Source organism: Agromyces sp. GXQ0307 (assembly GCF_044769845.1).
In the GTDB taxonomy this organism is placed as follows: Bacteria; Actinomycetota; Actinomycetes; order Actinomycetales; family Microbacteriaceae; genus Agromyces.
Window position 1 is genome coordinate 88,756 of sequence record NZ_JBIZVY010000004.1, and the last position, 20,329, is coordinate 109,084.

The window sequence follows — 20,329 nt, forward strand, 5'->3', positions numbered from 1 at the left end:
TCGGATCGTGCACACATCGAATGGCTTGCGGATCGATCTCTCTGAGCTTCGCGAAACAGTGACTCGACTCCTCGATGATCTCGAGTCGACGCATGGCGAGGCGGTGATCCTGCCAGAGGACTCTTTCTACACGGTGCCGTTCCCTGGGCTGTACGACGTGCTCAGTGCGGCACCGGAACTCACGATCGGCCAGCTCACCGAGTCCTGGGCCAACCTCCAGCGGGATGATGCATCCGTGGACTGGGAGCTGGTGTGGCTCGGCGACGTCCTCAAGGCCATCGGGCATCTCGCATAGAGCGACGTCCGTGCGTAGTGCAATGACCGGCTGATGTGCTTCGCGTTGACGCTGCTGACCGCCGTATCCGAGGATGCGCTCCGATTGGGTGCGCTCAGTAGGTCAGGCATTCATCGGTATTCCGTGGTTTCAACTTCGAACTGCTCCGGACGAGTTCGAAGCACCGCGGGTCGTCGGAGCCTCCGTCGACTCCGAACGCGATCGTCATCTGACCGGCTCGGCCGGTCGCGAAGAGTTGACCGCCGCGACATTCGCCACTCGTCGGCCACAGATCAATGTTTTGTGTTTCTTCGAAGAGGGTCCAGGTGCCGGCGCAGCTGACCGTCTCAGCAGACTCCGATCCATTTGAACGCCCCTCGGTCACCCATTCCGGCATGTCAGTCATCTTGAAGGTGCCGTCCGCATTCAACTCGAGCTCTCCTGATCCGTGCACCCAGGTCCCAGCCAGGTCACCCGGTTCCTCTGCTTTCGGATACCAGAGAAGGGAGCCGGTGCAACCGATCGTGCCGAACGCAACCGACAGGGCCAGAACGGCAAGCAGGATACTGCGCCCTCTCGATCTCGCTGTCACGCAGCGACGCTATCAGCGACGCTCCCGCCTACGGCCAGAGGACGGGGGGTGCACGTCACGTCGAGGGATCCGAATCGCGCGGCCAGGAATCGCGATCTTCGGTGCCACCGGCAGAGACCCGACGTCGAGCGCCGCCTAAGATCTGGATTGTGAGGCACGGGAGGGTGCGGGCGGGCATCGCGGCCGTGTGCCTGATTGCGTTTCTCACAGGATGCGCGAGCGGCTACGACGGCGTTCTGTGGCGCCAAGTGGATCGTCAAGAGTCGGTTGCGTACGAACTTATCGATCGAGCCCGAATGCAGATGGCCACGCAGGACGAGTTCGTGGCATCCCTGCGAGCGTCGCCGTTGTTCTGGGATGGCCTATCGCAGACGGTCCCGTTGACAGCCGGGGAAGCCGGCACCGTTGTCTACGACGTGGACGACACCGCGCGTGACGGGTACGGGTATCCCGTGGTCTCGTACGACGTGCTGGTCTCGTCGGGCATGCGCCCCGATGGTTTGCCTCGAGACGATCCGGCCCGCGGAAGCGGTGGTCCGTATTTCGGGCCGCCCCTCATCTACACGTGCTATCGGGTGGCAGTCACCTTCGCGGACGATACGATCCAGGGCTGGCAGCGATCGAGTGACCTCCTACCCGAGCTGCTCGAATGCCCTCAGCCGCTAGTCGATGCACTCGGCGGCGGTGCACAGTACCAAGAGCCCGGAGAGTTCGACGGATAGCCCGCTGCCTTCGCACTGAGGGATCCCTGAACGAGGACCTTGCGTCGCTTCGCTCAGCGGATCAGGCTGTCGTCGACGCGCGGATACGCTGCTTCGGCGAGTTCTCTGGAGATGAGCTTCCGCAAGTCCTTGAGGCCGATTGCGCCCCCGTTGGACCATAGGGGCGCCGCCGGCCCGCCGATAGCGTGTGAGATCGGGAGTTCGAAGAACTGGTCCTCGGTCACGATCAGGAGGGCCACGGCGTTCGCGAATTGTCCGAGTGCCGTCACGTGGACTCGATCGCAAGGCCATGAGCCGAGGCGTCTGCCGCGGCCATCGACAAGCAAGATTGCGCCGCGGGTGATCACCAGGAGGCGTCTTGAGAAGGGCGTCGATCCAACGACGAAGACCGGGCGGCCGATGGTGCGGGAGAGTCGTCGCAGCGACGGTCGCAGGACGGGTAACAGCCAAAGCCCGAGCATGAACGCTCCGCCGGTCGCGCCGAGGAGGAGCATCGGAAGTGGGATTCCAGCGAGCCAGACGGGGCCGTCCGGCGGGCCGAATGTGACGATGAAAAGGGTCGTCATCAGCAGGAGGAAGATTCCCACCAGGACGAGCGAAACCGCTGTGGAGCGGAAGCGAGCAGCGGCGAACATGGGATCGCTGGATACTTCGTACTCCCCGGGCAGCCGCAACTCGACGGCCGCGTCATCGAGAAGCGCGCGAAACCGCGCATCAGTCATCGCGTCGCCCCGGCGCGGCATTGCTCTCCACCGCCCAACCCCATGCACGAGCGACAACGCTAGCGGGTGCTCGGGCGCCCAGAGCGGTTCGTCAGCGGCGCACGGACGATCCCCTCGGGACCTACGTCAGCTGTCCGCAACGACGAGCGGCTGCGCCTCGCGGCGAACCAGGGCGCGCATCAAGAGGTCGCGCCCGGCGGGAGACTTGAACGCGGCGACCGAGGTGAACTTCTCGAACAGGGGTGCAAGCTCGCCTTCGAGCAGCCGGAGCAATCCCGCCACCCGGTCCGTCTCGCTAATCGGTGCATCCAGGTCGAGGAACGCCCGCAGCTCCGCTGGATCCGTCTGTCGCAGCAGGGTATCCAAGCGAGTCCTGACGTGTGCTTCCCGCTCCTTCGGAAGTGCTTCCGCTCCCAGCGCCGTGAACCAGAAGGCCACGTTGACGTAGTACTGCGCCCCCCACTGGCTCTTCTGCAGGTTCAGAATGCTCAGCACGTCGGGCGAGCGGCGATACCAAGTCCGGGCCCGCTTCTCTAGGCCGAGCTTCGCGCCGAACTCATCAAACGTCGCCTGCACTGGATCTCGCCGCGTCACCATGGTGTCTCGCACGATACAACCGGAACGACTCGCGGCCGGCGTGGAGCGTGGCCGATGCTGGCTGAGGGATCGTGAAGGGCTATGGGCGTCGCGCCTACTTCGAGGGGCGGAGAATCACGTCAGCCAATCGAATCTGAACGTTCCGAAGCAGGGGAATCGTGGATGCGTCGTCAAGCCCAGTGGTGGCTTCCCAATCATGGCCGGAGCCGAGCACGTCGCTCGCGAACACCACTTCCGTAGCCAATAGAGCCCGGGTCCAGTCCCGGCGTGTGAGCGGCTTTCCCTTAGTCAAGTCGTCGGCGATTCGATAGCCCGTCGCGAGCAGGTCGGCGACGCTGTCGAACCCGATCGCGACGGCCATCGCCTCCGTGCATCGCGCAGGCCCACCCCACTCGACAAGCCCGCGGTCCAGGAGGAACCGCTCCTCATCGGTCAGAGCGACATCAACCACCTCATCGAGTTTGGACACGACACGAGACTGGCATATCGAGGGTGATGCCGGCTTGCCCGCTGAGGGATCCCGCGTGGCCGACGCGGTCTACTCGGGGTCGATGATGGCCCCTACTCCGCTTTCGATGACGAACTCACCGATCTGGGTGGTGCCGTCGGCGTCGTAGACCGGGACAGTGAAGGTCTTTCCGGCGCGTTCTTCCTGCCACCTGATCGCGTCTTCCGGTGAAGTGAATTCACCGGCGGCGGCGGTGCCGTTGGCTTCCTCGAGTTCGACGCGATGCACGTAGCCTTCGCGTCCATTGGTTGCGACGACGGCGATCAGGTCCGGGATGCCGTCGGGGTTCTCGGCACCGTACGTTTGTCCGGATTCGTTGGTGGCCCAGTCGGTGAGTTCTTCGTTCACGTAGGCGAGGGTGAGGTCCCATTCGGCGTCCGGGTCGGTGGTCAACGTGAACGTGTGGCCGCGCAGCACGCTCATTGGGAACGATCCGTACGCGCGGCCCTGTTCGGTGCCGGCGTCCACGTCGGTGCAGCCGAGCGCCGCTCCGCCGGCGCCGAGTTCGAAGGTGCCGGCGGTCAGGCACCGGATGTCGACCCACACGCCGGTTGCGGATTCGGGAGCCGGCCCGAGGTCGATCGTTCGGGTCCCGGTTCCGGTGACCGTGATCTCGTCGGCGACGGTGGAGGTGACGGGGGCGCCGGGCTGGTTGAAGAGGTCCGCGGCAGCGAACGTGGCGCCGCCGGCCAGCAGCACGCCGAGCGTGCCACCGGTGATCCACCGCCAGATCCGGGCACGCGAGCGCGCCCGGGTGCGCTCGGCGCGGTGCACGAGTTCGGTGCGAAGCGCCTGACGGAACTCCTCCGACATCACCGGTGCCATCAGCCGACCTCCTCACCGATAGGCGTCCGCAGAGACGCGAGGGCGGGTCGGAGCCTGGCCTTGGCGCGCGACAGCCGGGTCCGGGCTGCGGATGCCGTGATGCCGACTGCTTCGGCGGCTTCGCTGGTGGAGTACCCTTCGACCGCGGTCAGCATCAGCAGCAGGTACTCCGTCCGCGGCAGCGACCGCAACTGAGCCGCGAGATCGCCGTCGACGACATCGACTACGGGAAGTCCGGCGAACGCTTCCGTCTCAGCGGACTCGGTGTGCTCGGCGTGGGGCATCGAACCGAGCAGGGCCCGGTACCGGCGGCGGGATCGGGCCAGGTTGCGGGCACAGTTCGCTGCCGTGACCAACAGCCACGGCAGCACCGACCCGTCGATTACCCGGACCGCAGCGCGCCGCCGCCAGAGTTCGAGGAACGCCGCCGCGGTCGCGTCCTCCGCATCATGCACGTCCCGCAGCACCGCGAACACATGCCGGAACACCCGGTCGGCGTGCAGGTCGAATACCCCACCCAGTGCCGCACCATCCCCGCGAAGCGCGCGGGACCACAACTCGGCCTCCGACACCTCGCGCTCCATACCCTGAAGTGTCCAGCACCCGCCAAGATGTTGCACGCCGACGGTCACTGCTCCATGGAAGCGCGACGGCGTTCACTGAGGGATCGTGAGTGGCCGTCGCGTTTACTCCGGAATGACGACGGTCCCGACGCCGCTTTCGATGACGAACTCGCCGATCTGGGTGGTGCCGTCGGCTTCGTAGACGGGGACGGTGAAGGTCTTGCCGGCGCGTTCTTCCTGCCACTTGATCGCGTCTTCCGGTGAGGTGAACTCGCGGGCGGCGGCCGTGCCGTTGGCTTCCTCGAGTTCGGCGCGGTGGACATAGCCTTCCCGTCCGTTGGTGGCGACGACGGCGATCAGGTCGGGGATACCGTCGGGGTTCTCGGCACCGTACGTCTGGCCGGATCCGTTGGTGGCCCAGTCGGTAAGTTCTTCCTTCACGTAGGCGAGCGTGAGTTCCCATTCGGCGTCCGGGTCGGCCGTCAGCGTGAACGTGTCGCCGACCAGGACGCTCATGGGGAACGGCCCGAACGCCCGTCCTTGTTCCGTGCCGGCGTCGACGTCGGTGCAGCCGAGCGCGGCCCCGCCGTCAATGATGCCGTGATCCTGAACTCCGACCACGATTTCGGGTCCATCGAACTCGCCACCGGCGGCAGAGTCCGACAGGAGTATGTCCGAGCGTGATCGATCGTCGGGGCAATGAGGCCCGCAGCAGCGCGTCTTCCCGAGGTGCAGTCCTGCCACCCTCGACGACCGTGGCGCCCTTGAGCACTTCAGTAATTCGCGATCTGGACGTGACGAGATCAGCGACGGTTGCCGCGAACTGCTCCCGGCGCGAACCTGCGGCCATGAACGCATTGATGATCGGATACGCAAGGGTCTCCACGAACGACCAGGATCTCACCATCCAGAAGCAGGCGCTCGAACAACTGGGAGTCCGTCCGGACCGCATCTACACCGACCGCGGGCTCACCGGAACCAACCGTGACCGACCCGGCCTCCGCGAAGCGCTGGCCGCATGCCGTGACGGTGACACCTTCGTCGTCACGAAGCTGGACCGACTCGCCCGCTCATTGCGCGACGCGCGGGACATCGTCGACGAGCTCACCGAGCGACACGTCTCACTCAACCTCGGTGGATCCGTGCACGACCCGAACGATCCCGTCGGGCGGCTTCTGTTCAACGTGCTCGCGATCGTCGCCGAGTTCGAATCCGACCTGATTCGCGCCCGCACCCGCGAAGGAATGCAGCTCGCGAAGGCCAAGGGACGACTGAGGGGGAGGCGACCGAAGCTTTCGGGGCCGCAACAGCAGCTGCTCGCCGAGGTCTATGCGCAGGGCAGGCGCACGACGACGGAGCTCGCCGCGATGTTCAACGTGTCGAGAGCGACCGTCTACCGGTCGATCAGGCGCACCGTCCCTGACGAGCCCCCCGAGTCCAGCCGGTCTACCTCGGGATCACGCTCATGAGCGCTGCGGCGTGGGAGGCCCACGTACGCGCTCGTCTTCCTACGTGCCTCTGATGGCATCGGAATCATTAGGCACGCTAATTTGTTATGCTAACGATGTGACCGGTACCCTTGCCCAGGCACCCGCCCGCGCCCGCCGCGCGCCCCTCGCGGAGCAGAGCACCGAGCTGCGCCTCGCGGTCATGCGCCTGGCCCGACGCATCCGCCAGGAGCGTGCAGACACCGAACTCAGCGCGACCCAGTACGCGGCGCTCGCCTGGACCGCGAGCGAGGGCCCGCTCACGCCCGGCCGGCTCGCCGAACTCGAGCGGGTCACTCCCCCGTCCATGAACCGCACCGTGAACTGCCTCGTCGAGTCGGGGCTGCTCGTCCGCGAGGGCTCCCCCGACGACGGCCGCAAGGTCCTGCTCCGCACGACCGACGAGGGCGAGGCGATCGTCCGCGAGACCCGCCGGCGCCGCGACGCCTGGCTCGCCAAGCGGTTCGCGACCCTCTCCCCCGACGAGCGCGACACGCTCGCCGCCGCCACCGACATCCTCAGGAGGCTCACCGACCAGTGAGATCCATGTTCCGTTCCCTCGCCTCAGTCGACTACCGCATCTGGTTCATCGGCGCGCTCGTCTCCAACATCGGCGCGTGGATGCAGGCCACCGCCCAGAGCTGGGTCGTGCTCACCGAGCTCACCGACAACGACGCCCTCGCGGTCGGCATCACGATGGCCCTCCAGTTCGCACCGCAGCTGCTGCTCGTGCCCGTGACCGGCCTCATCGCCGACCGCTTCGAGCGCCGCAAGATCCTGATGCTCACGCAGTCGGCCCTCGGCCTGCTCGGGCTCGCGCTCGGGCTCCTGCTCATCTTCGGGCACGCGGAACTCTGGCACCTCTACGTCTTCGCCGGCCTCCTCGGCATCGTGAACGCGGTCGACATCCCGGCGCGCCAGACCTTCGTCGCCGACCTCGTCTCGTCGTCGAACATGTCGAACGCGGTCGCGTTGAACTCGGCGTCGTTCAACGCGGCGCGCATGATCGGGCCGGCCCTCGCGGGCGTGCTCATCGTGCTCGTCGGCACCGGCTGGGTCTTCGTCATCAACGCGGTCACGTTCGTCGCGGTCCTCGTCGCGCTCGCCAAGCTGAAGCGCTCGAACCTGCGACGGATGCCGCGGGCACCCCGCGAGCGCGGCGCCTTCGTCGCGGGCTTCCGCTACGTCGCCGGCCGACCCGACCTCGTCGTCGTGTTCGTGATGGTGTTCCTCGTCGGCGCGTTCGGCATGAACTTCCCGATCTTCTCCTCGACGATGGCCGTCGAGTTCGGCCGCGGCGCCGGCGAGTACGGCCTGCTCTCGTCGATCCTCGCGATCGGGTCCCTCACGGGCGCACTGCTCGCGGCCAAGCGCGAGCGCGCCCGCATCCGGGTCATCATCGCGGCCGTCGCCTTCTTCGGCATCGCGGCGACGGTCGCGGCAGTGATGCCGACGTACTGGCTGTTCGCGGCATCCACGATCTTCATCGGGTTCACGGTCGTGACGATGCTGACGACCGCGAACGGCTACGTGCAGACCACGACCGACCCGCTGCTGCGCGGCCGGGTCATGGCCCTGTACATGGCGATCCTCTCGGGCGGCACGCCGATCGGCGCACCGATCGTCGGCGCGGTCGCGAACGCGTGGGGTCCGCGCTGGGCGCTCGGCGTCGCTGCAGTGGCCGCCGGCATCGCGGCGCTCGTCGGCCTCGCCTGGCTGATCGTGGCGCGCGGCCTCCGCGTCGTCCGTCACCCCGTCCGCGGCCGCATGCCGCGCTTCGCGCTGTCGTACGCCGAGGCGCCGACCGCGTCGATCGCCGTCGCCGCGACCCGACCGATCGAGGTCGTGTCCGACGGCACCGCGCCGATCGACCTCGTGGGCCCTGCGATCGAGCCTCGCGAGCGCGCGGGGATCGGCGATCGCGGTGGGATCGACCCGGCCGGTCGCCACACCGCCAGGCGACGGCTCCGGCCGGGCGACGCGGATCCGACCCGCGCGTCCGGCGCGACGACGGGCCAGGTCTCGGCGACCTCCCGCGCGACGACGGCACCCGGCACCTGACGCACGGAATCGGCGCATCCCGCCGATTCCGAGTGAACCTCGGGCCCCGGAGTGTCGCATCCTGCGAACCGTACGGCGACCCCTTGACCGTGCGCGGGCCGGGTGTCAGGGTCGATCGCGTCCGGGCAGTGCCCGTCGGCGCCTCCGGATGTCCCGGATGGCACCCTGCCTCCGGTTCCGACCATCCATGGGAGAAGCCGTGAGAAGAAGAACCCGGAACGCCACGGTCGCCACGGTCGCCGCGACCGCCGCGATCGCGTTGACCGCCACCGGCGCCTACGCCGCCGTACCGACCGACACGAGCGCCCTCGAGGACGCCGTCACCGCCGACGGCGTGATGGAGCACCTGGCCGAGCTCCAGGCGATCGCGGACGCCAACGGAGGCACCCGCGCCAGCGGAACCCCCGGCTACACGGCCTCCGTCGACTACCTCGAGGAGCTCCTGACCGACGCCGGCTACCTGGTCACCCGGCAGGCCTTCACGTTCAACTCGTTCACCGAGCTGTCGGACGCCGAGATGGACCGGGTCTCTCCCGACCCGGTGTCGTACGTGCTCTACGAGGACTTCGTCACCGCCGAGTACTCGGGCAGCGGCGACGTGACCGCCCCCCTCGAAGCGGTCGACCTCGTGCTGCCTCCGGCCAGCTCGGCGAACACCTCGACGAGCGGGTGCGAGGCGGCCGACTTCGACGGCTTCACCGCGGGCAACATCGCACTCGTCCAGCGCGGCTCGTGCGACTTCGCGGTCAAGGCGGCCAACGCCTACGACGCGGGCGCCACCGGCGTCATCATCTTCAACGAGGGCCAGGACGGCCGTCAGGAGACGCTCAACGCGACGCTCGGCGACGCCTTCAGCGACCCGATCCCCGTCGTGGGCACCTCGTTCGCGATCGGCGACGAGCTCGCCTCGCTGCTCGAGGCGGGCGAGGTCGTCATGCACCTCGCGACCGACACGCTCATCGAACTGGACGTCCCGACCGAGAACCTGATCGCGCAGACCCCGACGGGTCGCACCGACCGGGTCATCATGGCGGGCGCGCACCTCGACTCGGTGTCGAGCGGTGCGGGCATCAACGACAACGGTTCCGGTTCGGGCGCCATCCTCGAGACGGCGCTGCAGATGGCCGAGCTCGGCATCCAGCCGCGCAACGCGGTGCGCTTCGCCTGGTGGGGCGCCGAGGAGGCGGGCCTCATCGGCTCGCAGTTCTACGTCGACTCGCTCTCGAAGCAGGAGTCCAAGAAGATCGAGCTGTACCTCAACTTCGACATGGTCGGTTCGCCCAACTACGCGAACTTCGTGTACGACGGTGACGGCGACGCGTTCGGCATCAAGGGCCCGAGCGGCAGCGACGACATCGAGCACCTGTTCTCGGACTACTTCGCCTCGCAGGGCGTCGCCTCCGAGCCGACGGCGTTCGACGGCCGTTCCGACTACGACGCCTTCATCAGCGCCGGCATCCCGGCCGGCGGCCTGTTCACGGGTGCCGAGGACGCGAAGACCGAGGAGCAGGTCGGCCTCTACGGCGGCCTCTCGGAGTTCGACGGCGAGCCGGTGTCGTACGACCCCTGCTACCACCAGGCGTGCGACAGCCTGGACCCGGTTGCCGACGGCGCCGACGCCGAGCTCTACGAGGCGCTGAACGCCGCGTACGGCGGAGCGCTCGAGTACGAGGGCACCATCAGCAACGTCAACCAGGAGGGCCTCAGCGTGATGGCCGACGCGATCGCGCACTCGGTCCTCACCTACGCGATATCGACGTCGTCCGTGAACGGCACGGCGAAGGCCTCCGCGAAGGCCGCGGAGAAGGCGGGCGACCACCTGGGCGCCCACCTCTTCCGCTGATCCGCAGCAGGTCCGTTCGGGTTCAGCGCCCGGTCGACTCCCGCACGACGAGTTCGGGCTGGAACTGCACCTGCTCGGGCGCGGACTCCGCGCCGTCGCGGGCCTCGCGAAGGAGCAGGTCGACGGCCGTGTAGCCGATCAGCCACGCGGGCTGGCGGATGGACGAGAGCGGCACGACGGCGGCCTGGGCGAAGTCGATGTCGTCGTAGCCGATGAGCGCGATGTCTCGGGGCACGGCCAGGTCGCCGATCATGGTCAGCGCCTGCAGCACGCCGACCGCGAGCAGGTCGTTGGCGCAGAAGACCGCGTCGGGCCGGCGCTCGGGGGCTCGGTCGCGGATCGCCGCTCCCGCGGCGCGACCCTCGAGCACGGTCGTCCCGGACGTCTCGACGACCTCGAGCGCGACCCCCGGCGTCTCGGCCGCGGCCCGGCGTGCGCCCTCCAGGCGGTCGGCCACCTGACGGATGGAGAAGGGGCCGCCGACGAACGCGATGCGGCGCCGTCCGGACTCGACGAGGTGGCGCACGGCCATCGCGCCGCCGCCGACGTCGTCGACCGCGACGGACGAGAAACTGCGGTCCGGCGCCTCGCGGTCGACGAGCACGACCGGCACGCCGCGCGAGCGCGCGCGCTCGAGCCGAGGCAGGTCGTCGGAGCGCGGCGAGATCAGCACGCCGTGCACGCGCTGCTCCTCGAACAGGTCGAGGTAGGCGCGCTCGCGATCCGGGTTGTCGTCGCTGTTGCCGAGCAGGATCGTCATGCCGTCCTCGGCCGCGCGGTCCTCGGCGCCGCGTGCGACGTCGGTGAAGAAGGGGTTGCGCACGTCGAGCACGACGAGCCCGATCGACCGGCTGCGCCCGGCGCGCAGCTGGCGCGCGGCGTCGTTGCGCACGAACCCGAGCTCGTCGATCGCCGCGAGCACGCGCGCGACCGTCTCGGGCGCGACCTTCTCGGGCCGGTTGAGCACGTTCGAGACGGTGCCGACCGAGACGGATGCCGCGGCCGCGACCTCGCGCACGCTGACTGCCATCGGACTCCCCTCCGCGTCGGAGTCTACGAGGCGCACGCTGCGGTCATGTGGGCAATCGCATTCCACTTGCGCTGCGAACGAGCGTCATCTAGTCTTTGAAACGATTCACGACGAACGGAGAGCTCGACGATGAGCACTGGCACCACGCAGCGGGTCTGCTTCCAGCTGCAGGTCGACCCCGCTCGCCTCGACGAGTACCGCGAGCGGCACGCCGCGGTGTGGCCCGACATGCTCCGGGCCATCGAGGCATCCGGTCGACGCAACTACTCGCTCTTCCTCCGCGAGGACGGCCTGCTCATCGGCTACTACGAGGTCGACGACGACCATTCGGCCCAGGCCTCGCTCGCGAGCGACCCGCGCACCGCGCCGTGGGAGGCCGAGATGGCCGAGTTCTTCGTCGCGCTCGACGGCGCCCGCCCCGACCAGGGCGCCCCCCGGCTCCCCGAGGTGTTCCACCTCGAAGACCAGCTCGCCGCGCTCGACGCCGACGCGGCATCCGCCACCACCCGTACAGAAAGCAGCGAACAGTGAGCACCATTCCGCAGACCGTCCTCGACCAGCTCGAACTGCAGTCGATCGAACTGCCGAGCTGGGCGTTCGGCAACTCGGGCACCCGCTTCAAGGTCTTCGCGACGCCCGGCACGCCGCGCGACCCGTACGAGAAGATCGCGGATGCCGCGCAGGTACACCGGTACACCGCGCTCGCGCCGACCGTCGCGCTGCACATCCCCTGGGACAAGGTCGACTCCTACGACGACCTGCGCCGCCACGCGGAGGAGCACGGCGTCTCGCTCGGCACCATCAACTCGAACACGTTCCAGGACGACGACTACAAGTTCGGCGCCCTCACCCACGAGGATGCGGCCGTCCGCCGGAAGGCGATCGACCACCACCTCGAGTGCATCGACATCATGCACGCGACCGGCAGCCGCGACCTGAAGATCTGGCTCGCCGAGGGCTCGAACTACCCCGGCCAGGCCGACCTGCGCGGCCGCCAGGACCGTCTGCACGAGTCGCTCGCGGAGATCTACGCGCGCCTCGGCGACGAGCAGCGCCTCGTGCTCGAGTACAAGTTCTTCGAGCCGGCGTTCTACCACACGGACGTTCCGGACTGGGGCACGAGCTACGCCCAGGTCGCCGCGCTCGGCGACAAGGCCATGGTCTGCCTCGACACGGGCCACCACGCGCCCGGCACGAACATCGAGTTCATCGTCATGCAGCTGCTGCGCCTCGGAAAGCTCGGCTCGTTCGACTTCAACTCGCGCTTCTACGCCGACGACGACCTCATCGTGGGTGCGGCCGACCCGTTCCAGCTGTTCCGCATCGTCTACGAGGTGGCGCGCGGCGGCGGCCTCAACCACCCGGATGTCGCGTTCATGCTCGACCAGTGCCACAACGTCGAGGACAAGATCCCCGGCCAGATCCGCAGCGTGCTGAACGTGCAGGAGATGACCGCGCGCGCCCTGCTTGTCGACACCGAGGCGCTCCGCGCCGCGCAGGTCTCGGGCGACGTGCTCGAGGCGAACCGCATCTTCATGGACGCCTTCTACACCGACGTGCGTCCGGCCCTCGCCGAGTGGCGCGAGTCGCGCGGCCTGCCCGCCGACCCGATGCGCGCGTTCGCGGCATCCGGCTACCTCGCGCAGATCGCGGCCGACCGCGTCGGCGGCGTGCAGGCGGGCTGGGGCGCGTAACCGCTCGAGAGGCAGACGGATGACGCAGCAGACGCCGTACGCGGCGGCCGACGGGCTCGTGCGGGTGTACCCCGCGGATGCCGCGGCAGCGCGCCGGACGCCCGCACTCGTCTGGGCGCACGGCGGCGGCTTCGTCGCGGGCGACCTCGACATGCCCGAGGCCGACTGGGTCGCGCGGGCGTTCGCCGCACGCGGCGTCACGGTCGTCTCGGTCGACTACCGCCTCGTCGGCGCCGACGGCGCGAACGTGTACCCGGCCGGATCCGATGATCTGCTCGCCGCCTGGAGCTGGACGCGGGTGCACGCCGACGACCTCGGCATCGATCCGGTGCGCATCGTCGTCGGCGGTGCGAGCGCCGGGGCCAACCTCACCGCGGGCGCCGTGCTGCGCACGCTCTGCCTCACGCCGGGCCGGCGCGGCCCGGGCACCTCAGGCTCCGCCGGCGGGGCGGACCGGTCCCCGGATGCGGCTGTGGAGGCCGCGCCCGGCTCCGACGCTCCGTCGGCGGGATTCACCCCCGCGGGCGTGTTCCTCGCCTACCCGACCCTGCTGGCCGTGCAGCCGGCACCGGATGCCGCGCTGCGGGCGATGCTCGACGCGAACCCGGTCGCCGACCGCTTCGGGCCCGCACGCGTCCTCGAGATGTACGAGACGTACCTCGGCGGAGCGGTCGACGGCGCGCCGCTGCCCGCGGTGCCCGGCCTCGCGACGCCCGCCGACCTCGACGGATTCCCGCCCGTGCTCATGGTGAACGGCGAGGCCGACGAGCTGCGGGTGTCGGGCGAGGCGTTCGCCGTGACGCTCGCCGCCGCCGGCGTGCCCGTCGAGATCGTGACCGAACCCGGCACCGAGCACGGGCACCTGAACCGGCCCGACGAGCCCGCGGCATCCGTCACCGTCGAGCGCGTCATGCGCTGGGTCGACGACCTCGGTGGTCGAGTAGCGGCGCAGCCGCGACCCGAGACCACGCACGCCGGTCTCGGTACGGGCGCTTCGCGTCCTACTCGACCACCAGCTCTCGATACGGGCGCTCCGGGTCCTACTCGACCACCGACTCCGACCACCGTTTCCACCACCGAAGGAATCACCTCATGACGAACCAGGCTGCTGCCGACCTCATCGCGCGGTCGAACCGCCTCGGCGCCGACCCGAAGAACACGAACTACGCCGGCGGCAACACGTCGGCGAAGGGCACCGAGACCGACCCGGTCACCGGTGAGCCCGTCGAGCTGCTGTGGGTCAAGGGCTCGGGCGGCGACCTCGGCACGCTGACCGAGCCGGGTCTCGCGGTGCTGCGCCTGGACCGGATGCGCGCGCTCGTGAACACCTACCCCGGGGTCGAGCGCGAGGACGAGATGGTCGCCGCGTTCGACTACTGCCTGCACGGCAAGGGCGGCGCGGCGCCGTCGATCGACACGGCGATGCACGGTCTCGTGGATGCCGCGCACGTCGACCACCTGCACCCCGATTCGGGCATCGCGATCGCGACCGCCGCCGATGGTGAGGAACTGACGACCCGCATCTTCGGCGAGAAGGTCGTGTGGGTGCCGTGGCGCCGCCCCGGTTTCCAGCTCGGGCTCGACATCGCCGAGATCAAGGCCGCGAACCCCGCCGCCGTGGGCTGCATCCTCGGGGGGCACGGCATCACCGCGTGGGGCGACACGTCCGACGAGGCCGAGGCGAACTCGCTGTGGATCATCGATACCGCAGCGGCGTACATCGCCGAGCACGGCGCGGCCGACCCGTTCGGCGGCGTGCGCGCCGGCTACGAAGCGCTGCCCGAGGCCGAGCGGCACGCCCGCGCCGCGGCGCTCGCCCCGACCATCCGCGGCCTCGCGTCGACCGACAAGCCGATGGTCGGCCACTACACCGACTCCGACGTCGTGCTCGACTTCCTCGCCGCCGAGCGCGCCCCCGAGCTCGCCGCGCTCGGCACGAGCTGCCCCGACCACTTCCTCCGCACCAAGGTCAAGCCGATGATCCTCGACCTGCCGGCGACGGCGAGCGTCGAGGAGCAGCTCGCCCGCCTGCACGAGCTGCACGAGGCGTACCGCGCCGACTACCAGGCGTACTACGACGCGCACGCGACATCCGAGTCCCCGGCGATCCGCGGCGCGGACCCGCTCATCGTGCTCGTGCCGGGCGTCGGCATGTTCAGCTACGGCGCGAACAAGCAGACCGCGCGCGTCGCCGGCGAGTTCTACGTCAACGCGATCAACGTGATGCGCGGCGCCGAGGCGCTCTCGACGTACACGCCGATCAGCGACGCCGAGAAGTTCCGCATCGAGTACTGGGCCCTCGAGGAGGCCAAGCTCCAGCGCATGCCGAAGCCGAAGACCCACCAGGGCCGCATCGCATTCGTGACCGGCGCGGCATCGGGCATCGGCAAGGCGATCGTGACTCGCCTCGCGGCCGAGGGCGCGTGCGTCGTCGTCGCCGACCTCGACCTCGAGAAGGCGCAGGCGGCCGCCGCCGAGCTGGGCGGCACGGATGTCGCGATCGGCGTCGCCGCGAACGTCGCCGACGCCGAGGGCGTGCAGGCCGCGATCAGCCAGGCCGTGCTCGCGTTCGGCGGCATCGACCTCGTCGTGAACAACGCCGGGCTGTCGCTGTCGAAGCCGCTGCTCGAGACCACCGAGCAGGACTGGGACCTGCAGCACGACGTCATGGCGAAGGGGTCGTTCCTCGTCGCGAAGGCCGCCGCTCGCGCCCTGATCGACCAGAAGATGGGCGGCGACGTGATCTACATCTCGTCGAAGAACTCGGTGTTCGCAGGCCCGAACAACATCGCGTACTCGGCGACGAAGGCCGACCAGGCCCATCAGGTGCGCCTGCTCGCGGTCGAGCTCGGCGAGCACGGCGTGCGCGTGAACGGCATCAATCCCGACGGCGTCGTGCGCGGCTCGGGCATCTTCGCCGCCGGGTGGGGCGCGAACCGCGCCGCGACCTACGGCGTGAAGGAGGAGGACCTCGGCCAGTTCTACGCGAACCGCACGATCCTCAAGCGAGAGGTCGTGCCCGAGAACGTCGCCGACGCGGTGTACGTGCTCACCGGCCCCGAGCTCTCCCGCACCACGGGCCTGCACATCCCCGTCGACTCGGGCGTCGCGGCGGCGTTCCTCCGATGAGCGGCGTCCATCGCGGCATCTGCTGCCGAGATGCCACCTGCGCCCGATTCCCGGCGCACGGACCCACCAGAAGTGGCATTTCGCGCGAGGTCCGGGTGCACGAAGCAGCCAGAAGTGGCATTTCGCGCGAGGGGGTGGCGCGGTGAGCAGGGCGAGTGGCGCGGTGAGCAGGGCGAGCGGCGCGGTGAGCAGGGCGAGCGGCGCGGTCGCGGCGGTCGACCTCGGGGCGACGAGCGGACGGGTCATCGTCGGGCACGTCGACCAGTCGGCCGGACGGCTCGAGCTCGACCAGGTCGCGCGGTTCCGGAACGGCCCGGTCCGGATGACATCGGGGCTGCACTGGGACCTCACGGGCCTGTACCGCGACCTCACGCGCGGGCTCGCCGACGCGTTCCGTCGCGAACCCGAGGTCGCCTCGATCGGCGTGGACTCGTGGGCGGTCGACTACGGCCTGGTCCGCGGCGACCGCCTGCTCGGCGAGCCGTTCCACTACCGCGACGCCCGCACCGAGGGCGCGGTCGAACGCGTGCACGCCCGCGTTCCGTTCGCCGAGCTGTATCGCCGCAACGGCCTCCAGTTCCTGCCGTTCAACACCGTCTACCAGCTCGCCGCCGAGGGCGAGGGGCAGAGCGGATGGCTCGGGCTCGCCGAGTCGCTCCTGCTGATCCCCGACCTGATCGGGTTCCAGCTCACGGGCGCGAAGGTCACCGAACGCACGAACGCCTCGACCACCGGCCTGGTCGACGTGGCCACCGGCGAGTGGGACGACGACCTCATCGCGGAGCTCGGACTCCCGGCATCCGTCTTCGCCCCGCTCGTCGACCCGGGCGCCTCGCTCGGCGCCCTGCGGGCGGAGGTCGCGGCCGAGCTCGGCGCACCCGACGGCATCGAGGTCGTCGCGGTCGGTTCGCACGACACCGCGTCGGCGGTCGTCGCCGTGCCGATGCGGGCCGAGTCGGCGGCATACATCTCGTGCGGCACCTGGGGACTCGTGGGCGTCGAACTCGAGCGTCCGGTGACGACGGATGCCGCGCGCGAGGCGAACTTCACGAACGAGGGCGGCGTCGACGGGCGCGTCCGCTTCCTGCACAACGTCATGGGGCTGTGGCTGCTGTCGGAGTCGGTGCGGTGGTGGGAGCGGGACGGCGAGACGATCGACCTGCCCGAGCTGCTCGCGGCCGCGGCATCCGTCACCTCGCCGGTCGCGGTGTTCGACGCGAACGACCCGCGGTTCATGGCGCCGGGCGACCTGCCGGGGCGCATCGCCGAGTGGTGCCGCGAGCACGACGCGCCCGCCCCGCGGACGCGCGCGGAGTTCGCGCGGTCGATCATCGAGAGCCTCGCCGCGGCGTTCGCCGGGGCCGTCCGCACCGCGTCGGTGCTGTCGGGCGTCGATGTCGAGACCATCCACGTCGTCGGCGGCGGAGCGCTCAACGGCCTGCTGTGTCAGCGGACGGCCGACCACGCGGGCATCCCCGTCCTCGCGGGGCCCGTCGAGGCGACCGCGATCGGGAACGTGCTCGTGCAGGCGCGCACGCAGGGCTTCGCCGAGGGCGACCTCGAGTCGCTGCGCGCACTCGTCGCGCGGGCGTTCGCGCCGAGGCGGTACGATCCGTCGGTGCGGTGAGGTCTCGATACGGGCGCTCCGTGTCCTGCTCGACCGCCGGGGGTCAGTGACCGTGGGCGAGCTGCTGGAGCACCACGACCGCGAGGCCGAGCAGCACGAGCAGGCCGAGCGCGACGAGCTGCTTCCACCACGCGACATGCGTGCGGCGCACGGCCACGTATCCGATGATGCCGAGCGTGACCAGGTACAGGACTGCGGCGCCGACGAGCGCGGGCTCGAGCGCGATGAGACCGAATCCGGCGAGTGCCAGGATCACGAGCGGACCGAGCGCCGACGCCAGCGCGGTCCCGGAGATTCGCAGCATCCGACGCAGCTCCGCGCCGCGGGGGAAGGCGCCGTGGACGGCGAGGTGGGCGACCACGTCGGCCACGAACCCGGCCAGGGTGATCGCCACGATGCCGACGAGCAGCGTGATCGCGGCTCTGATCGGTCCGACATGATCCACGTTCTCGAGTTGCACGAGCACGATCGCCAGTCCGGTGAACGTCGCGTAGACCCGCTCCTTGAGCGCCTCCGCCCGTTCGTCGACCGGACGATCGCGGCGTGCCGTGCGACCTTCGCCCATGAGCGTCACGGTAGCAGCGGCCATCCGCCGTCGGCAGCCGGGCGAAGACGTTCTGCGAGGATCGACGCATGACCGACCGCCCGAAGCTCCTCGTCACCGTGCCCGGCGCGACCCTGCGTCGTGCGCTCGAGCAGACCGCGGGAGGCGTGCCCGACGGGGTCGACGTCGTCGAGTGGGACATGTCGGGCCCGCCGCCGGCGGAGGCATCCGGTCGCCGCATCGGCATCGCGGTGCCGCCCTACATGGGCGCCTCGGGCCGCCTCGGCGCGCTCGACGGGCTCGACGTCGGGCTCGTGCAGTCGCAGTCGATCGGCTACGACGACGTGCCCGGCGCGCTGCCGCCGGGACACGTGTTCGCGAACGCGGCATCCGTTCACGAGACCTCGACCGCCGAACTCGCGGTCGGGCTCGCGATCGCGGAACAGCGCGGCATCCCCGACTTCGTGCGCGCCGCCGACGAGGGGCGCTGGGCGCCCGCGCGGCACGCCAGCCTCGCCGACCGTCGCGTGCTGCTCGTCGGCTACGGCGGCGTCGGCCGCTCGATCGAGGACCGCCTCGCGGGCTTCGAGGTCGAGCTCACGCGCGTCGCGAGGCGCGCGCGCGACGATGAGCGCGGTCGGATCCACGGCGTCGACGAGCTGCCCGCGCTGCTGGCCGACGCCGAGATCGTCATCGTCGTCGTGCCGCTCTCCGACGAGACGGCCGGACTCGTCGACGCCGCCTTCCTCGCGGCACTGCCCGACGGCGCCCTCGTCGTGAACGTCGCGCGCGGCGCGGTCGCCGACACCGACGCGATCCTCGCCGAGGCGACCTCCGGCCGTCTGCGCTTCGCGCTCGACGTCACCGAACCCGAACCGCTGCCCGAGGGCCACCCGCTCTTCACCCTGCCGAACGTGCTCATCTCGCCGCACGTCGGCGGCGCGACGACGGCCATGATGCCGCGCATGGCGCGGCTGCTCCGAGACCAGATCGAGCGGATGCTGCGTGGCGACGAGCCGCGCAACGTCGTGCTCCGCAGCTGACCCGCGCCGAGCCCGCACGCCCCCGAGAGGACACCGACAGATGCCGCAGTTCGACCACGCCTTCGACTGGGTCCGCCGCAACGTCGCCGACGGACCGCTGCCGAACGCCGTGCTCGGCGTCGCGAACGCCGACGGCGTCGTCGCGCTCGACGCGTTCGGCGCGACATCCGTCGACGACCACTACCCGCTGTTCTCGATCACGAAGCCGATCGTCGGGCTCGCCGCGCTGCGCCTCGTCGAACGGGGCCGCCTCACGCTCGACACACCGCTCGAGCGGGCGCTGCCCGGCTTCGGCGCCGGCCGAGCCGACGTCGTGCGGCTGCGCCATCTCGCGAGCCACACGTCGGGCATCATCGAGCCGCCGCTCGACACGCCCGACGGGCTCCGCCCGTCGCTCCTCGCCCCCGGTCGCGACTTCGCGGCCGGCACGGTCTCGCGCTACTCGACCATCGCGTTCGAGGGCATCGCCGCGCTCATCGAGGACGCCTCGGGCGCTCCCTGGGAGCGCGCGGTCGCCGACATCGCCGAGCGAGCGGATGCCTCCGGCCTCACCTTCGACGCCGACGTCTCGCCGCACGCGCCGGTCGACGCCGCCGCGCAGGGCCTCGACTACGCTCGCTTCGCCGCGCTGCGGCACCCCGGTGCCGGGATGCTCGGCCGGGCGGCCGACCTGCTCGCGCTCGGCAGTGCGCTGCTGCGGAACGATGGGGCGGTGGTCGCGCCCGTCACGGCCGGGGCGATGCTGCGACCCCTCACCGCGGGCCTGCCGAAGCTCGAGCCGTATCCGGCAGAGCGCGGCCAGGACTGGGGATTCACGTGGAACCTGCGCCACTCGGCGGCGGGCCTCCTCACGACCGACACGTTCGGGCACGGCGGCTGGGCGGGCACCGAGTTCTGGGTGACGCCGTCGCTCGGCGTGTGCTTCGTGCTCATGACGAACCTCGGGGGCGGCTTCGGCCGGTTCGGCGTGGATGCCGACGAGTTGCACAACGCGGTGGCCGCGGCGGCCTGAGCGCGCACGGCGCGCGCCCTGTCGGCCCGAGGCGCCGGGGCATACGATCGAGGCAC

At 70.1% G+C, this 20,329-nt stretch carries 22 protein-coding genes; 13 read left to right on the forward strand and 9 right to left on the reverse strand.

All coding sequences use genetic code 11. The annotated features are described in order from the left end of the window. Positions 1-7: 7 nt before the first annotated feature. Positions 8-295, forward strand: a complete 288-nt coding sequence (locus ACIQH8_RS14825; protein WP_401000019.1) for a hypothetical protein — start codon at positions 8-10, stop codon at positions 293-295. 94 nt (positions 296-389) lie between these two features. On the opposite strand, the gene ACIQH8_RS14830 is transcribed toward ACIQH8_RS14825, so the two are convergent. After that, on the reverse strand, positions 390-866 hold the full coding sequence (locus ACIQH8_RS14830; RefSeq protein ID WP_401000021.1) for a hypothetical protein: 477 nt from the start codon (positions 864-866) through the stop codon (positions 390-392). A gap of 164 nt (positions 867-1,030) precedes the next feature. Between ACIQH8_RS14830 and ACIQH8_RS14835 the strand changes: the two genes are divergently transcribed. After that, complete coding sequence (locus tag ACIQH8_RS14835; RefSeq protein ID WP_401000023.1) at positions 1,031-1,588, forward strand: hypothetical protein; 558 nt, start codon at positions 1,031-1,033, stop codon at positions 1,586-1,588. A 53-nt stretch (positions 1,589-1,641) separates the two neighbouring features. On the opposite strand, the gene ACIQH8_RS14840 is transcribed toward ACIQH8_RS14835, so the two are convergent. From ACIQH8_RS14840 to ACIQH8_RS14865, 6 genes are all read right to left on the reverse strand, one after another. Beyond that, entirely contained in the window at positions 1,642-2,310 is a 669-nt protein-coding gene (locus ACIQH8_RS14840) for a hypothetical protein (RefSeq protein ID WP_401000025.1), read from the reverse strand. 126 nt (positions 2,311-2,436) lie between these two features. Then, complete coding sequence (locus tag ACIQH8_RS14845) at positions 2,437-2,919, reverse strand: DUF4304 domain-containing protein (RefSeq protein ID WP_401000027.1); 483 nt, start codon at positions 2,917-2,919, stop codon at positions 2,437-2,439. Between the two features lie 82 nt (positions 2,920-3,001). Continuing rightward, a complete protein-coding gene (locus ACIQH8_RS14850) occupies positions 3,002-3,376 on the reverse strand; it encodes a hypothetical protein (protein ID WP_401000029.1) in 375 nt (124 codons plus the stop codon). Positions 3,377-3,445: 69 nt separating this feature from the next. Beyond that, entirely contained in the window at positions 3,446-4,240 is a 795-nt protein-coding gene (locus ACIQH8_RS14855; protein WP_401000031.1) for a peptidase M56 family protein, read from the reverse strand. Continuing rightward, positions 4,240-4,872 carry an RNA polymerase sigma factor gene (locus tag ACIQH8_RS14860; RefSeq protein ID WP_401000033.1) on the reverse strand — a complete coding sequence of 211 codons (633 nt, stop codon included), beginning with the start codon at positions 4,870-4,872 and terminating at the stop codon, positions 4,240-4,242. The genes ACIQH8_RS14855 and ACIQH8_RS14860 overlap by 1 nt, the downstream gene beginning before the upstream one ends. Positions 4,873-4,926: 54 nt before the next feature. Beyond that, positions 4,927-5,547, reverse strand: a complete 621-nt coding sequence (locus tag ACIQH8_RS14865) for a hypothetical protein (protein ID WP_401000035.1) — start codon at positions 5,545-5,547, stop codon at positions 4,927-4,929. A 104-nt stretch (positions 5,548-5,651) separates the two neighbouring features. Between ACIQH8_RS14865 and ACIQH8_RS14870 the strand changes: the two genes are divergently transcribed. From ACIQH8_RS14870 to ACIQH8_RS14885, 4 genes are all read left to right on the forward strand, one after another. Then, on the forward strand, positions 5,652-6,272 hold the full coding sequence (locus ACIQH8_RS14870; protein ID WP_401000770.1) for a recombinase family protein: 621 nt from the start codon (positions 5,652-5,654) through the stop codon (positions 6,270-6,272). Between the two features lie 97 nt (positions 6,273-6,369). Then, positions 6,370-6,831: a MarR family winged helix-turn-helix transcriptional regulator gene (locus tag ACIQH8_RS14875; protein WP_401000037.1), complete on the forward strand. Its 462-nt coding sequence runs from the start codon at positions 6,370-6,372 to the stop codon at positions 6,829-6,831. Between the two features lie 5 nt (positions 6,832-6,836). Beyond that, positions 6,837-8,351, forward strand: coding sequence for an MFS transporter (locus ACIQH8_RS14880; protein ID WP_401000039.1), 1,515 nt, complete (start codon positions 6,837-6,839; stop codon positions 8,349-8,351). A gap of 187 nt (positions 8,352-8,538) precedes the next feature. Next, the gene (locus tag ACIQH8_RS14885; protein WP_401000041.1) at positions 8,539-10,194 is read left to right on the forward strand and encodes a M28 family peptidase; all 1,656 of its coding nucleotides are present in this window, start codon (positions 8,539-8,541) and stop codon (positions 10,192-10,194) included. A 22-nt stretch (positions 10,195-10,216) separates the two neighbouring features. Here the strand turns inward: ACIQH8_RS14885 and ACIQH8_RS14890 are convergent, their stop codons facing one another. Further along, positions 10,217-11,224, reverse strand: a complete 1,008-nt coding sequence (locus tag ACIQH8_RS14890; protein WP_401000043.1) for a LacI family DNA-binding transcriptional regulator — start codon at positions 11,222-11,224, stop codon at positions 10,217-10,219. Positions 11,225-11,353: 129 nt separating this feature from the next. Here ACIQH8_RS14890 and ACIQH8_RS14895 point away from each other — a divergent pair, with 129 nt between their 5' ends. The 5 genes from ACIQH8_RS14895 to ACIQH8_RS14915 all read left to right on the forward strand — a co-directional run bounded on the left by ACIQH8_RS14895 (position 11,354) and on the right by ACIQH8_RS14915 (position 17,674). Continuing rightward, the gene (locus ACIQH8_RS14895) at positions 11,354-11,755 is read left to right on the forward strand and encodes an L-rhamnose mutarotase (RefSeq protein WP_401000045.1); all 402 of its coding nucleotides are present in this window, start codon (positions 11,354-11,356) and stop codon (positions 11,753-11,755) included. After that, positions 11,752-12,918, forward strand: coding sequence for an L-rhamnose isomerase (gene rhaI / locus ACIQH8_RS14900; protein ID WP_401000047.1), 1,167 nt, complete (start codon positions 11,752-11,754; stop codon positions 12,916-12,918). The genes ACIQH8_RS14895 and rhaI overlap by 4 nt, the downstream gene beginning before the upstream one ends. Positions 12,919-12,937: 19 nt before the next feature. Further along, positions 12,938-14,014 carry an alpha/beta hydrolase gene (locus ACIQH8_RS14905; protein WP_401000049.1) on the forward strand — a complete coding sequence of 359 codons (1,077 nt, stop codon included), beginning with the start codon at positions 12,938-12,940 and terminating at the stop codon, positions 14,012-14,014. After that, on the forward strand, positions 14,011-16,047 hold the full coding sequence (locus ACIQH8_RS14910) for a bifunctional aldolase/short-chain dehydrogenase (protein ID WP_401000051.1): 2,037 nt from the start codon (positions 14,011-14,013) through the stop codon (positions 16,045-16,047). Before ACIQH8_RS14905 ends, ACIQH8_RS14910 begins: the two co-directional genes overlap by 4 nt. A 184-nt stretch (positions 16,048-16,231) precedes the next feature. After that, complete coding sequence (locus ACIQH8_RS14915; RefSeq protein WP_401000053.1) at positions 16,232-17,674, forward strand: rhamnulokinase family protein; 1,443 nt, start codon at positions 16,232-16,234, stop codon at positions 17,672-17,674. A gap of 43 nt (positions 17,675-17,717) precedes the next feature. On the opposite strand, the gene ACIQH8_RS14920 is transcribed toward ACIQH8_RS14915, so the two are convergent. Further along, positions 17,718-18,239 carry a hypothetical protein gene (locus ACIQH8_RS14920; RefSeq protein WP_401000055.1) on the reverse strand — a complete coding sequence of 174 codons (522 nt, stop codon included), beginning with the start codon at positions 18,237-18,239 and terminating at the stop codon, positions 17,718-17,720. A gap of 68 nt (positions 18,240-18,307) precedes the next feature. Here ACIQH8_RS14920 and ACIQH8_RS14925 point away from each other — a divergent pair, with 68 nt between their 5' ends. Both ACIQH8_RS14925 and ACIQH8_RS14930 read left to right on the forward strand, forming a co-directional pair. Further along, positions 18,308-19,261 (forward strand): 2-hydroxyacid dehydrogenase, encoded by a 954-nt coding sequence (locus tag ACIQH8_RS14925; protein WP_401000057.1) that lies wholly within the window; start codon positions 18,308-18,310, stop codon positions 19,259-19,261. Between the two features lie 40 nt (positions 19,262-19,301). Beyond that, positions 19,302-20,273: a serine hydrolase domain-containing protein gene (locus ACIQH8_RS14930; protein ID WP_401000059.1), complete on the forward strand. Its 972-nt coding sequence runs from the start codon at positions 19,302-19,304 to the stop codon at positions 20,271-20,273. Positions 20,274-20,329: the final 56 nt, after the last annotated feature.